Origin of the sequence: Clostridium gasigenes (assembly GCF_900104115.1) — a bacterium.
GTDB classification, from domain to species: Bacteria; Bacillota; Clostridia; order Clostridiales; family Clostridiaceae; genus Clostridium; species Clostridium gasigenes.
In genome coordinates this window covers 159,673-174,818 of record NZ_FNJM01000004.1, presented here as the reverse complement: position 1 = coordinate 174,818, position 15,146 = coordinate 159,673, and the positions used below count along the sequence as shown (strand labels likewise).

The window sequence follows — 15,146 nt, the reverse complement described above, 5'->3', positions numbered from 1 at the left end:
AGAGTCTAAAAAAATAACAAGTCAATCTATTTGACTTGTTATTTTTCTCTAAAATTTCCCTTCAATTTTCATTGCAAGTGTAAAATACTTTAAAGAGTCCTTTGGTTCATTTAAGTTATAATAGAGTTCTGCCATATTTAAATACCTCTTATACATCTTTTCTTTTGTACCACATTTAAATATGAAATCTAAAGAAAGGTTCATATACATTTCAGCTTGCATATACATACCTTTTTTTTGCAGTATCATGCCCTTTAAATAATAAGCCTCTTCCATTAATTCATTAACTTTAGTATTAATAGACATATCCACAGCTGTTTCTATTAGTTCATAAGCCCTATCATACTCTTTATTTTCATAAAGGGTATTTATACATTCGTTCAAAAATTTAACATATTTTTCCTTATTATCAACAGGAAAAGTTTCAATGCCATCTAATATCTCTTTTATAGCCTTTTCTCTTTCTCCTACGCAAAAATAACATTTCCCATTTTTACTTTTTGAAATTGCTAAAGCTATAGGATTATCCTTTTGATATTTATATGCTAAATCCTTATATAAATGTGCATCATCTTTACCTAAAACTATACTTAAACTAGCATAGAAATGATATATTTCACCTTTATCTATGTCATCTTGTATACTATTTATATATTTAATAGATTCACTTAAAACAGTGTATGATTCATTTATCATATTAATTTTTTCATAAACTACACTTTGATTATAACAAATATAAGCATAGATACTTTTGTTTTTAATTCCACTGGCTATAATAACTTCTCTAATTCTACTATAATAATTTATAGACTCATTAAACTCTCCAATACTTAAAAAGAAAGTTGCCATATCTCTATAATAGTGAATAGTACTTTCTTCAGTATTATTTTTTTGATATAAATCATAATACTGTGAAGTTATAAGTTGTATGTTTTCAATTTTATTATGTTCAACATAATATAAAAATAATTTATGCATTAATTCAAATGCTAAATCATAATATTTATATGCTAAAGAATAGTGAATGTTATGATTTAACACTTCTTCTACTTCTTCTTCTCTAATTGAATTATTATTAATCAGACCTATATTAACTATTATTTCTTCATGTACATCTTGAACTAAATAACTATAATCTACTGACAGCTTGCTAGCTATATATCTTAATATGCTCTCATCTGCTTTAATCTTACTATTTTCTATACAACTCATCTTAGAAATAGATATTTTATCTTCACATAATTCTTTTAGAGTAATATCTTTATATATTCTAGCCCTTTTTATTTTTTCACCTGTTGATAGTATTTCCATTTAAACCCCCGGTTGAATTACTCTTTAAGAATTCCAATTTTCTTAAAAATAGTAACTCCTTCATCTAAATATTTAGCTGCCTCAAAATCTTTCTTATTATCAATGTAATATTTGCCAATCATAATAGCAACTTGACCGGCTTTATTTAATAAGTCATTTGTCTTAGCTAGTTTATACGTATCTATTAGTATATATTCCGCTTCCTTATCCATTTCCTTTATTGTATAAATTCTGTACCATAAAAGGTTAACTTCTATTAATTCTTCAATGTCCTCTTCTCCTAAATAGTTTTTAATTTCTTCTAATATTTGTTCACACATATTAATATTTTTAAGTTTAATATAATTTTCACAAATATTAATTAAAGTTTCAATTACCTTATTATCTTTACGTCTAACTCTAATATCTTTTGAAATCTCATAATGCTTAAATGATTCTTCTAAATTATCAAATTCATAAAATAATTTCCCTAAGTTATTTTCAATTTGAGATACATTGCTTAATTCATCAAGTTCTTTATAAACTTCTAAAGTCTTATGTGAATATTTAATAGCATTTATCAAATCACCTTTTTTATTATATTCTTCCGATAATAATAATAATGTTTTAGCATATTCTTCTCTATTTTGAACTTGTTCAAACTTCCTTTTAGCTAAGTATGAATAGTTTATAGCTTTATCAATATGTTCTGTTTTAAAGTAAGCTTGTGCCATATAGTAGTATATTTCTCCCAATAAATCATCGCTTCCGCTCTCATTATCTAAATAAACTTTTTCAGCTTGCCTCAAATAACTACTTGAAGAATGATACGCTTTTAAACTTAGAGTAATTTTTCCTAAATTCAAAAATGTATTTACTATTTCTACATAGTTATTATTTTTTATAAAAATAACATTCGCCGATAATAAAAATTGCTGGGCCAGTACTAATTCTTCTTTAGCCATGTAAATTTTTGACCTTAAATAAAGATTTTTAGCTTTTCTATACTCTATATTATATTTTTCTGCATAATATAATGCATTTTCAATATATTTTTCTCCGGTTGTATAATCACTACCTAATATGTATGATTCCGCTACTTGTTCATAATAAACACTTATTTTTTCTGCTTGAGTTTCTTCTGATTCCATTAAATACTCAACAGATGTCTCTAATGCCCCTGCTAGATACTCCAATAAATCCATTGAAGGATTTGATCTTCCTGATTCTACTAAACTTATTTGTCCTGGAGTAATTCTATCTGCTGCAAGATCCTTAAGAGTCATGCCCAATTCTTTTCTTCTTCTTTTAATTTTTTCACCTAATGCAAGAATTTCCATTGTTCACTCATCCTTTTTTATTCGCTATCTTTATCTTAATGTTATAATTTTCTAAATCTTGTGTATTTATTCAATTGTATCACATATACAGCTATTACAATATAAAATTATTGTTTTTTAATTGAAAATCTAACTTATTTTTGTCAAAATACAGTATATTTTCTATTCTACTATGTTTTTTTTATATTTATTATATTATATCATTATAATACGGTAATAAACCAGTCATTTTTTTCCTAACTATAAAATACATTCCATTAATAATTAACTATTCTTTAGTACTATCTATTACTATTTCTAGCTCTATGCTATTATTTTTTAAAAAACACCTTGTATAAGGTTTTTTTAACTCATTCTATAACAATACATTTGTTTTCATAAGAAAAAAGGTATCGATGACTTTTTCATCGATACCTTTTTTCTTATAAAAATACTATTAATCTAAATATTTTTTAAAACATCCTATTTCATATAGTCTAAAATATTTCCATATGCGCCTTCAGCCATTCCCATCACTTTTCTTTTAGTCTTTTTAATTCCTCTTTGTGTTCTTCTATCTAATTGTGGGAATGCCATAATACCTACTGCAGCTCCAATCATTGCTCCTGCTGCTAGACCTTTAATCATTTTTGCCATAATAAACACCTCATTTAATTATTTTTACTTGGTACAATTATTATGTGTAATAAAACTAATGTTACTCCAAGAAATTTATGGCAAACTATTATTGATCTAATGCATCTTCAAAAATTTCACTTGTTATTTTCCTTCATATCCCTAATGTTTTAGAATAATTTAATACCTTCAATTGATCTTCTACTGATAATTTAAACAATATCTCATTTATATTCCTAATTATCTCTGCTCTATCCACTATATTTTCAACACTTTTATTATTACATTTTGTTTCTGTATTTATAACATTTAATACTGAACCCTTATCTTTAACTACTACTATATTTACTTCTCTACCAGGTGCAATTTTTATAATTTCTTCTTTTACTTCCTCACTTGCAACTTGTATAATATTTTTATCTAACCACTTTGCTACTGTTTTGTCTGAATCTATTCCTAATTTTTCTTTACATTTTTCATCCACAAGTTCATTAAACAAATCTCCAGTATGACTATCTACTTTAACAAATATAACTTCAACCCCGGATCTCATTAATTCATTCATCTTAACATAATAGTTTTTAGAAGACTCTTCTCTTCTTTCCCAAAAACCTGTTGCATGATAACAAATCCCTGCATAATCATGGAATATTACTACAGATTTTTCACCATTTAATAATGCATACTCAACACCTTTAACAGCACCTTCAAGTTCTCCTGCTATTTGTCTTATATTTCTCTCTGATTCATTTTTAGAGGCTCCACTTTCGATATGTAAAACCACATTATTTTTTATAGCAACCATTCCATAAGAATATTTTTCAGTGGCAGTATTATAGCTACCATCAACATAAACATGAAGACATTCCATAGGATATTCATTATTCTCTTTTCTTAATAACTTTTCCCCATTATTTAAAAACTTCTTAGCCTCATTAATATCTTCAAAGCTTTTATACTTAGCTCCCTTTACCCCTTTTACAAATGTCAAACACTCCGCCCAAGTATTTACTATTACATTTTCTATTTTTTTACTGCTTTTAGAATCAAATCCTTCTTTTATAGCATAAACTTTTTTACCCATTAATTTTTTCTCCTTATAAAGATGCTAATTCATCTATAACACTATAGATTTTTTCAACATTTCTTGCGCCTGTAAAGTTTGTTACATATTCTATTATGCTCTTTAATGCACTAATAATATCAGTTTTACCTTCCCAATTTTCTAAAAGTATATGAACCGGCACATCATTTACTATTCTATTTAAAGCAAAGAATGTTACAGCTAGCTCATCTATTTTTCCTATGAAAGGAATATTATTTGGTATTATATCTGTTGGAAATGCAATATACGCAACTGATGCTGATATAATTAATTTTGTTTTAATAGGTACTCTACTATCTTTTAATAACCTGTATAATAAAGCTACTAAATCTGGAAGAATAAATATATAATCACTAACTTTCTTAACTTTCTGCGGAAGTTTTTCACAAGTAAAGTCTCTTGCAACCGTATATCCATCCTCTACTTTTTCAATAACAGTTACTTCGTTATTTTCTTCAATGATTTTTTGCTGACTTTCATCTACTATAGCTTCTTTTATTAATTTACCTTTTAATGATACATTTATGTTCTTAACTTTAACATTTAAAACTGAGTTTCCTATATATATATCATCCACATCAAAATCAACAAAAGGAACATCTTTTAATACTTTTTTAATATTTATAATTGTTTTTCCCTTTTCATAATGAATTCCCTTGTCTTCAAATGATTTAATAGCATACTTTAAGGCAAGTTTTCTAAACACAGATAAAATTCCTATATTTAATATTTTGAATCTAACTATTTCTCCATATATCTTATCCTCTTCTACCTTTCCTAGTTTAATTTCACCTGTAAAATTAATAGATATGCCTTTTTTAAATACTCCTGTAATCTTTATATCCTTATTTATTTCAATTTTTGATATACTTAAACCTTCAACTTTAACAAATTCATCTAATATACTTAATAAATCATCGCCTGTTAAATTTACATTTGCTCCTGAAATATTCATATTATTTCCTCCCTTTTTTAATAATCCACTTTTAACCTTTTTATGCTATATTCAATAGCCTGTCCCTTATGTATGTATTACTAGTTATTTTTTTAAAACTCCCTACCTTTATCCCCTTCTTTTCTATTCTTACATTTATAACAACTTTAATTTCTTCTATATCTAGTTTAGTCTTATGTTATATATTTTTAATAGTTAACTCCACATCAATTATATTACCTATTATCATTTACCTAAATTGCCTTTTAAAAAACATCTATATAGCTTTCTTGATTATTCTATACCATACGTACTTTCTAATATATATAAAGTATACTCTATTTAATTAAGATTTAAAAGATTCTATTTACCTTTTTTACATTTTAGCCATAACTTACATTGGTAAATTATATGATTATGAATAGACTAAAATTTTAAAAATGTTATAATCTTTATTAGCAAGACAAATGATTATGAATTTTGGCAATTTTCAATTAACTAATTTATTAATTTTAAAAAAGTCTAATATCTGCATTTAGGAGGCAAACATGAATAAAATTAAAAATAAATTTATTCTAATACCTATAGTTACTGCGGTTCTTTCGTTATGCACTCTAGGCTTTTTTAGCTTACAAACAAAATCAAACTTAAGTAAAGAGTATACCAGCTTTTTATCAGATATAAGCGTGGATACTGTTTCTAAGGTAGTAATAAATAAAAGTGCAAATTTAACTGTATTTTTAAAAGATGGTACAAAGTATATTACAGATAATCCAAATACATCTACTTTAAAAGAAGATTTACTACTTAAAAATATTCAAGTATTAGATGAAAATACAGAACCTTTAACTAAAACAGTATCTTCATCAATTCTTGTAATTTCAATTTTTGCTATAGTATTTATGACTTTAAACAAAGGTAGATCCGGAGCTTCATCTATGACTAACTTAGATGTTCAGGATTTTAGTGAAGATAATAATAAGAATTTTGGATTTCATACTGTGGCTGGTAATGAAGAAGCTAAAGAAAGCTTAATGGAGGTTGTGGATTTCCTTAAAAACCCTGATAAATATACTAAATATGGTGCAAGAATGCCTAAAGGAGTTATTCTTTATGGCGCTCCAGGAACCGGAAAAACTCTTTTAGCAAAGGCTGTAGCTGGTGAAGCTAAAGTTCCTTTCTATGCTCTAAGTGGTTCAGATTTTGTACAAGTTTATGTTGGTGTTGGTGCTGCAAGAATAAGAAGCCTATTTAAAAAGGCTAAAGCTAAAGGCAAAGCAGTTATATTTATAGATGAAATTGATGCAATAGGTAAGACAAGAGCCAGTGGTGCACAATCTCAAGGTGGTAACGATGAAAGAGACCAGACTCTAAATGCTCTTTTAACAGAAATGTCTGGTTTTGCAGAGCAAGAAGGAATAGTTGTTATTGCCGCAACAAACAGATTGGACACACTTGATCCAGCCTTATTAAGACCTGGTCGTTTTGATAGACATGTAGAAATTTCTCTTCCTGATATTAAGGCAAGAGAAAAAATTATTTCATTATATTTAGAAAATAAACCTTGTGGCGCATTGAATGTATATAATATAGCAAAGAAAACAGTATACTTCTCTGGTGCTAAACTTGAAAACTTAATTAATGAGGCTGCTATACTTGCTGCAAAAGATAATGCAGATACAATAAATAATGAACATATAAATAGTGCCTATTCAATAGTTCTAGCTGGAAATGAAAAGAAAGATAGAGACCATTTATTATATGAAGATAAGCTTTTAACTTCTTATCACGAAGCTGGACATGCACTGATATCACTATTAAAGTTACCTGAAGATAATGTTTCAAAAATAACAATTATACCTACTACAAAAGGTGCAGGTGGATATACCATTACAATACCTAAGGACAGATCTTATCAAAGAGCTGATTACTTAAAGAATAAAATCATGGTCCTTTTAGGTGGAAGAGCCTCTGAAGAACTCCACTTTGGAAAAGAAAAAATTTCAACAGGAGCACAAGGAGATATTACACAAACTACAGAGATGGCTATGGCTATGATAACAGAATACGGAATGGGTGAAACCCTTGGATTATTAAAACTATCAAGCCTTGGATCTTTAGCTTCAAGCTATGGAAACCCTGTAGTTGAAGAATGTAGAGAGCTTATAAACTCACTATATACTGAGACATTAGAAATCTTACAAAATAATAAATCTATACTAGACAAGCTAGCAACAGCTCTACTTGAAAAAGAAACGCTGGAAGATGATGAAATCCTATCACTAGTTAGCTAAGTTTATAATATTACTGAAAATTTTCATTTTCAGTAATATTTTTTCTTTGTGAAATCACCTGTTCTTTTTAAACTAATTAGCAAAAGTCTAACTTTATGCAAATATAAAACCATGACAGAAAATGAATGTTTTTGACGGTTTTATGTAAACATTATATGAAAACATAAACATTTTAATTTTTTTATTCCTTTTTTCAACATTTTATGCTATTATTTATTTCATACTTGATTGTATTTGAGTGCTATATATTTTATATAATATGGAGGTTTAAGTAATGAAAAAACTTAATTGTAAACAATTAACTAAGAAATTAGTATTCTTTTTTCTTGGTGTATGGATAATTCAAACAGGTGTTGCGATATTTATAGGAACTAATATAGGTTCTGATCCTTTTACAGTATTTACTCAAGGACTGGCTAAAATGCTTGGTATAACTCCTGGTATAGGAAACATGGCCATTACCTTTACTTTTTTAGTTATAATATTAATATTTTCAAGAAAATCTATAAATATAGGTACAGTTCTTGCAATGATATCTGCTGGACCATTCATTGATTTAATGATAAGTCTTTTTAAAGATATTCATCTTGATAGTTATACTATGATAGTTAAAATGTTATTTTTAGTTCTTAGCTGTGTAATAATTGCTATAGGTTTTTCATTACTTAAGGCTACAGACCTTGGAGTTGCTCCAAATGATATTATTCCATTTATTATATCTGACAAATTAAAACTTGAATATCGTATAGTTCGTATAGGACTTGATGTAACTTTTGTTGTTGTTGGATTTTTACTTGGTGGAGTAGTTGGAATAGGAACTATAATTGGAGCCCTACTTACAGGCCCATTAATACAATTCTTTATGCCACGATTAGAAAAATTTATTCATACAGTAGTGTATAGTGATGATAAGTTAGAACCAATAGCTAATGAGATAACTGAATAATTTACAGATAATTTTGAAGGGCGCTAATCTTAGTGCCCTTATTTTTATATCTATTCTAGTTGTTTTAAATAAATAAAAGTCGATCACTTTTTTGTGATCGACTTTTATTTAACCTTCATATGGAATTATATATGCATCTTTAACTCCATTTTTATTGGCTTCTTCTAGAGCATTATGTGCATCATTATAATCTTTATAGTAACCTACACATATTCTCCAGGCTTTATTAGATAGTGGTTTTGGTTTCGTTATTGGAGTTTCAAGTATCACTTTATCAACCATAGCTAAGCATCCCTTAGCTACCATGTACCCATATTTTTTACTATTGAATGTTTTCTCTACTTCTTCATTTGATAGAAAATCTGCTTTAATTAATACTGCTGGCATTTTTGTTTCTTTTAGAACACTAAAATTAGCTTGTTTGATTCCTCTATCATCTGATTTTAAATTAGATAACACTTCATCTCGTATAAATTTCGTTAATTTTTCTGTCTTATTCTCTTTTCCAAATAAGAATATTTCTGTTCCTGTTATTAAATTATCTGATAACGAGTTCATATGAAAGCTTACAAAGTAATCTGCCTTCCAGTTATTTGCTATGTCAAATCTTCCCCTTGGATCAATAAATGTATCTGATTCCCTTGTTAATAAAACAGTCTCTCCATTTCTTTCTAAATGTCTTTTTGCTTCTAAAACCGCTTCTAAAACAATATCTGATTCTTTCCTACCATTTACACCTATTGCACCAGTATCATCTCCTCCATGCCCTGGATCTAATACCCACTTTGCCAATTAACTCCCCTCCTCATATACAACCTAAGCTATATATCTTTGTTATAATTATTCCTTTATATATTATATTAAATGGAGGGTCTGTTTGTTACTACTTAAAACATAAATAAGGCATAGATTAAACTAAACTATGCCCTATCATCTATTAATATTTTTTCTAGTGTTAGAGCGCTTCAAAGAAATAACTAATCATATTCTGATGTATTTTCTTTTAGATCTCTTATAGTGGTAAGTCTTTTTCCTTAAATACCTTAATTCCCACCATATATAATACAATTCCAATAATAGTTAACACAATGAAATCTATCCCATACCCTTCTTTACTCATAATAGACTTTGTATCGAATAAAGTATTTAGTGTGAAATATTTCAAAAAACTTAGTTCATCAGAAAGGGTAGCCATAAGATTAATAACAAAAAATCCTAGAGGTACTCCTGCTCCAATTGCTAAGGAATTCTTTGATAAATTGAATATACAAGATGAAGAGAAACATATACTACTAATTGCAAAGTGATATAAAAAGCATCCCATATTCAGCATTAAAAATTTTTCTACATCTAAAGCATCCGGTTGAAATATTTCACCTGCTACAATACCAACAATAGATGCTATTATCCACATAAATGCTAGAGAACAGATAAAGTATAATGCTGAAGTAATAGTAATTTTATTTCTCTTAGTTGGAGTTGATAGTAAATATGCCATAGATCCCCTATCTACCTGACCTGCAATTAATCTATTACCTACTATTATTGAATACACCATAGGAAATATAATTGCCATCATTACATAGAAAGAATTTGACATGAATCCAATAAGCGTATTATTTCCAGCAAACATTTGTGCAATTACACTATCTGCTGCGATATTTTCAACGCCTTTTATAGTTGAAGGAGTAAAAACTATTGTCATAACAGTTAAAAACACACTTAATACCCCTGAGAAAAGTAACATCAATTTATAATTTGATTTTATTATTTGCTTAAGTAGCGGTTTACTTATCATATTCTTCGCCTCCGTAAAAATGCATAAAATAATCTTCTAATGTATGCTTAATCTCCTTTAAATATTTAATTTTATACCTTGATAATATTTGAATTAATTCATTAATTTCCTCGTCTTGCACATTTATATTAACTTGCTTTTTATCAATATTAATACTAATGAATTTAAGTTCTTCTTTACTGAATCTCTCGCAATGATCTTCACTTTCAAATTCAATTTTAAAGAATTTTTGCTTTCCATGTTTTAGCTTAGATGAATCAATTGTTTCTATAATTCTTCCTCTTTTTATAATTGCAATTCTATCACAGGTTTTCTCTACCTCTTCAAATATATGAGAAGACATCAATATAGTTTTCCCATTAGCTTTTTCAGATGCTATTAAACTTATAAATTTGCTTTGCATCAAAGGATCAAGCCCACTTGTAGGTTCATCTAAAATTAATATTTTAGGACTATGCATAAAGGCACACACAATACCAATTTTTTGCTTCATACCTTTTGACATTCTTTTCAAGTCGCCACTTGGGTCCAATTCAAAGATTTCTATAAGTTCCTCTGCTCTACTCATATTAGTCATTTCACGCATATTCGCAATCATCTTTATAAATGCAGTACCTGTCATATCACCAGGAAAAGTAATTTCACCAGGTAGATATCCAAGTTCCTTTTGAATAACTTCTGGCTTATCCCAACTATTGATCCCAAGAACTGATACGTTACCCTTTTTAGGTTTTGAAAATCCTAATATATGCCTAATAGTAGTTGTTTTCCCCGCTCCATTTGGTCCTAAAAATCCAAAAACTTCACCTTCTTCAATCTCAAAGGATACATCAAATACGCCTTTATTATTACCGTAATCTTTTGTTAAATTGTCAACTTTTAAAACACCCATATTAGTCATCTCCTTATCTATAATGATCCAAAGAACTTCTTTCTCACTTTAAGGCATCTTCAAAAAACTAGTCTGTTTTTTTAAGATGCCTTAATTTATTGTTTCCTATTATTTAGATTTTACTTTGTTAAGTATAGATATACTAGTTTAATTGTATTCTCAATTCCTCTATAATGTGTTCTTTCCATACCATGTGAAGCATGAACCCCAGGTCCTATTAATGCCCCTCTAATATTATTTCCAGCCTTTAATGCAGAGCTCACATCCGAACCATACATCGGATAAATATCTACTGCAAAATCTATATTATTTTCTTTCGCTAGGTTAACTAAAGCTGTTGTCATATTATAGTCATAAGGACCTGATGAATCTTTTGCACATATTGAAACATCATATTCTGTGCAACTTAAATCATCTCCTATACATCCCATGTCTACAGCTATCATTTCTGTTATGTCTGATGGAATATATGCACTACCATGTCCAACCTCTTCATAAGTTGATATAAATATTTTTGTCTTATATAAAGGTGTTATGTTTTCTCGGCTCATAAGTTCCAACAATCCCATTAATGCTGCAACACTTGCTTTATCATCTATGAATCTTGATTTTATAAAACCACTTTCTGTTATTGTTGTTTTTGGATCAATAAATATAAAATCTCCAGCACAAATTCCCAATTTTTTCACATCATCCTTTGATGATACTACTTCATCAATTCTTATTTCCATATTTTTAGGATCTCTTTTCTTTGTAGAACTATCTTCAAAAACATGAGCTGCTGGACTTGTGCTTAAAAATGTTCCTGAATATAATTTTCCATCCCTTGTTCTGATTGTGCAATATTCTCCGTCTAAAGTTGGAACAATTGGTCCACCTATTAAAGTAAATTTCAAAGTTCCATTAGACGTTATTGACCTAACCATAGCTCCTAAAGTATCTACATGAGCAGATAATCCAATTACCTTTTCATTACTTTTTCCCGGCAGCGTAATTATTCCACAACCTTTATTAGTCTTTTCAAAGTTATACCCAAAACCCTTTGCTTTTTTCTCTATTATATCCATAATATCAAAGCAAAACCCACTTGGACTGTTAAACTCTAATAATTCCTTTGCAGTATTTAAAACATATTGTCTATTAATTCCTAATTCCATGATTATTCCTCCAAAAAATTTATTTTACTTACTATTTCTAAAGTAACTCTTCTACTTTACTAATTCTATTGTCTCTTACTTTTATATTATTTTCAACATAGAATTTATAGCTTTTTCTTATCTACCTATTAAACTACAAGCCTTTATACGATATCTATAAATAATAAATCCCGGAATAAGATTGCTATTTAAAATCTTATCCCGGGATTTTAAGTTTTAATTTTTCATCTTAGAATGATGGAATTACAGCTCCATTATATTTTTCTTCAATAAATTTCTTTGTTTCTTCTGAAGTTAATGCTTTTGTTAAAGCTTCTATCTTTTCTATTTTTTCATTACCTTTTTTAACAGCTAATATATTTCTATAAATTTTAGCAGCTTCCGCATCTTTATCTTCTATAACCAAAGCATCTGATGATGGATTTAATCCAGCCTCTATTGCATAGTTACCATTTATAATAGCAGCATCTACATCATCTAATACTCTTGGTAATTGAGCTGCCTCTAGTTCTTTAAACTTTAAATTTTTAGTGTTTTCTGTTATATCTATAGGTGTTATAAGCGCTCCATCTTTTACCTTAATTAATCCTTGCGCTTCTAATAATTTTAATGCTCTAGCTTCATTTGATGGATCATTTGGAATTGCAATAGTTGCTCCATCTGCTATCTCAGAAACTTTTTTATATTTTTTTGAGTATAATGCAATTGGTTCCAAATGAATTTCTGCTGTGTATGTTAAGTCTAAGTTTTTACTTTTATTAGTTTCATTTAAATAAGCAATGTGTTGGAAGTAGTTTGCATCTAAGCTTCCATCTGCTAAAGCTTCATTTGGAGTTACATAATCTGTAAACTCAACTATCTCTAATGTATATCCTGCTTCTTCTAATTGTGGTTTTATGTGTTCTACTATTTCTTTATGTGGGACTGGTGTTACTCCTATTTTAATTATTTTGTCATCACCAGCTGTATTACCTTTAGATCCACAACCTATTAATGATAACGCTAAAACCCCTGTTAATAAAACTGAAATTATTGATTTTCTTTTCATAATTATTCTCCTCCATTTATCTTTATTTTTTATTATTTTCTTTATAACATTTTAACTTTTCATTACTTATAATTTTATTTCATAACTTATTTTTTTATCCTATAGTTCTTATATTATGAAAGTTTTTTGTATATATAATTTCCCAGTGATTGTAATCCTTGAACTATAACTATTAATATTATTACTGTAGTAATCATAATATCTGTTTGGAATCTTTGATAACCATATGTTATAGCTACATGTCCAAGACCTCCAGCACCTACAGAACCTGCCATTGCTGAGTATCCTATAATACTTATTATTATTAAAGTTAAACCTGATATTATTGAAGGGATTGCCTCTTTTATCATAACTTTAAATATTATTTGTGCATCTGTTGCCCCAAAAGACTTTGCAGCTTCTACAACTCCTGAATCTACTTCTTTTAATGATGATTCTATTACTCTAGCTACAAATGGTGCAGATGCTATTGTTAATGGTACAATTGCACCTATTATGCCTATATATGTTCCAACTAATGCTTTTGTAAGTGGAATCATAAATACCATTAATATTACAAATGGAAATCCTCTTAAAATATTTATTATTACATCTAGCGATTTATAAATTATTTTATTTTCCTTTAATCCCTTTGGTGCTGTAACTGTTAATATTATTGCAATAACAAATCCTAACATTACTGAGAATACTGTTGAGAAAAATACCATTATAAGTGTGTCACCTAAAGCTTCACTTACTATTTTAAACATTACTTAATCACCTCCAATATTATATTTTTATCTTCTAAATAGTTCATTACTTTTTCTTTATCTTTTTCTAAAATATTTATAACTAAGCTCCCAAGTACACTATCTCTAAATTTTTCTAGCTTGCCCCAAACTATTGAAAAATCCACATTTAAATCTCTAGCCATTTTTGTGATTAAAGCATTTTCTGAGGATGTACTTGGGAAAAATAGCTTTATGTTAACCCCACTTTCTGGTAGTGTTTCATCTTCCTGCTCTCCTAAGAATTTCTTAAGATATACTCCTGGTTTTAAGAAAAGATCTTCTGACTTGCCTTCTGCTTTTAAAAAGCCCCTTTCTATTAAAGCGACCTTCTCACAAACCTCCTTAACAACTTCCATTTGGTGGGTAACAATAACAATTGTTATTCCAAATTCTTTATTTATTTTATATAGTAATGATAAAATATCCTTTGTAATTTTAGGATCTAAAGCTGATGTTGCTTCATCACAAAGTAATATCTTTGGCTCTAATGCTAGAGCCCTTGCTATTGCAACTCTTTGTTTTTGTCCCCCGCTTAGTTCTTCTGGCTTACTTTTAGCTTTATCTTCAAGACCAACTAATCTTAATAAATCATTCACTTTTTTATTTATATCTTCTTTTGTATATCCCCAAACTTCTAGAGGTAATGCTATATTATCAAACACATTTTTTCTCTTTAAAAGATTAAACCCTTGAAATATCATTCCTAAATCTTTTCTAAATTCTCTTAGTTCCTTTTGATTTAAATCTTTAACTTCTTTTCCCATTACTTTAATTGATCCGCCATCATAGCTTTCTAAACCATTTATGCATCTAAGTAAAGTTGATTTACCAGCCCCACTATGTCCTATAAGTCCATAAATTTCACCTTGTTTTATATTAACTGAAATACCTTTTAACACTTCTACTTTTCCAAAACTCTTAGTTACTCCATTAATTTTTATCATAGAACCATTACTC

General features: G+C 28.2%; 14 protein-coding genes. 2 read left to right on the top strand and 12 right to left on the bottom strand.

The window, feature by feature from the left end; translation table 11 throughout:
• Window positions 1–48: 48 nt before the first annotated feature.
• From BLS77_RS09540 to BLS77_RS09525, 5 genes are all read right to left on the bottom strand, one after another.
• On the bottom strand, window positions 49–1,311 hold the full coding sequence (locus BLS77_RS09540) for a helix-turn-helix transcriptional regulator (protein ID WP_089968762.1): 1,263 nt from the start codon (window positions 1,309–1,311) through the stop codon (window positions 49–51).
• Window positions 1,312–1,328: 17 nt separating this feature from the next.
• Window positions 1,329–2,630, bottom strand: a complete 1,302-nt coding sequence (locus BLS77_RS09535; protein ID WP_089968759.1) for a helix-turn-helix domain-containing protein — start codon at window positions 2,628–2,630, stop codon at window positions 1,329–1,331.
• Window positions 2,631–3,092: 462 nt separating this feature from the next.
• Window positions 3,093–3,266 (bottom strand): YtxH domain-containing protein, encoded by a 174-nt coding sequence (locus BLS77_RS19505; protein WP_139164837.1) that lies wholly within the window; start codon window positions 3,264–3,266, stop codon window positions 3,093–3,095.
• 133 nt (window positions 3,267–3,399) lie between these two features.
• Window positions 3,400–4,329: a ribonuclease H1 domain-containing protein gene (locus BLS77_RS09530; protein WP_089968756.1), complete on the bottom strand. Its 930-nt coding sequence runs from the start codon at window positions 4,327–4,329 to the stop codon at window positions 3,400–3,402.
• A 13-nt stretch (window positions 4,330–4,342) separates the two neighbouring features.
• A complete protein-coding gene (locus BLS77_RS09525) occupies window positions 4,343–5,305 on the bottom strand; it encodes a YkvA family protein (protein WP_089968752.1) in 963 nt (320 codons plus the stop codon).
• A gap of 527 nt (window positions 5,306–5,832) precedes the next feature.
• Here BLS77_RS09525 and BLS77_RS09520 point away from each other — a divergent pair.
• Window positions 5,833–7,578 (top strand): ATP-dependent metallopeptidase FtsH/Yme1/Tma family protein, encoded by a 1,746-nt coding sequence (locus BLS77_RS09520; protein WP_089968748.1) that lies wholly within the window; start codon window positions 5,833–5,835, stop codon window positions 7,576–7,578.
• Between the two features lie 274 nt (window positions 7,579–7,852).
• Window positions 7,853–8,524 carry a YczE/YyaS/YitT family protein gene (locus BLS77_RS09515; protein ID WP_089968745.1) on the top strand — a complete coding sequence of 224 codons (672 nt, stop codon included), beginning with the start codon at window positions 7,853–7,855 and terminating at the stop codon, window positions 8,522–8,524.
• A 108-nt stretch (window positions 8,525–8,632) separates the two neighbouring features.
• Here the strand turns inward: BLS77_RS09515 and BLS77_RS09510 are convergent, their stop codons facing one another.
• From BLS77_RS09510 to BLS77_RS09480, 7 genes are all read right to left on the bottom strand, one after another.
• The gene (locus BLS77_RS09510; protein ID WP_089968741.1) at window positions 8,633–9,316 is read right to left on the bottom strand and encodes an N-acetylmuramoyl-L-alanine amidase family protein; all 684 of its coding nucleotides are present in this window, start codon (window positions 9,314–9,316) and stop codon (window positions 8,633–8,635) included.
• Between the two features lie 220 nt (window positions 9,317–9,536).
• On the bottom strand, window positions 9,537–10,322 hold the full coding sequence (locus BLS77_RS09505; RefSeq protein WP_089968738.1) for an ABC transporter permease subunit: 786 nt from the start codon (window positions 10,320–10,322) through the stop codon (window positions 9,537–9,539).
• Entirely contained in the window at window positions 10,312–11,214 is a 903-nt protein-coding gene (locus BLS77_RS09500) for an ABC transporter ATP-binding protein (RefSeq protein ID WP_089968735.1), read from the bottom strand. The genes BLS77_RS09505 and BLS77_RS09500 overlap by 11 nt, the downstream gene beginning before the upstream one ends.
• Before the next feature lie 119 nt (window positions 11,215–11,333).
• Window positions 11,334–12,371, bottom strand: a complete 1,038-nt coding sequence (locus tag BLS77_RS09495) for a M42 family metallopeptidase (protein WP_089968731.1) — start codon at window positions 12,369–12,371, stop codon at window positions 11,334–11,336.
• A 229-nt stretch (window positions 12,372–12,600) separates the two neighbouring features.
• Entirely contained in the window at window positions 12,601–13,419 is an 819-nt protein-coding gene (locus tag BLS77_RS09490) for a MetQ/NlpA family ABC transporter substrate-binding protein (protein ID WP_089968728.1), read from the bottom strand.
• A gap of 113 nt (window positions 13,420–13,532) precedes the next feature.
• On the bottom strand, window positions 13,533–14,168 hold the full coding sequence (locus BLS77_RS09485; protein WP_089968725.1) for a methionine ABC transporter permease: 636 nt from the start codon (window positions 14,166–14,168) through the stop codon (window positions 13,533–13,535).
• A complete protein-coding gene (locus tag BLS77_RS09480) occupies window positions 14,168–15,133 on the bottom strand; it encodes a methionine ABC transporter ATP-binding protein (RefSeq protein WP_089968721.1) in 966 nt (321 codons plus the stop codon). The genes BLS77_RS09485 and BLS77_RS09480 overlap by 1 nt, the downstream gene beginning before the upstream one ends.
• Window positions 15,134–15,146 lie beyond the last annotated feature (13 nt).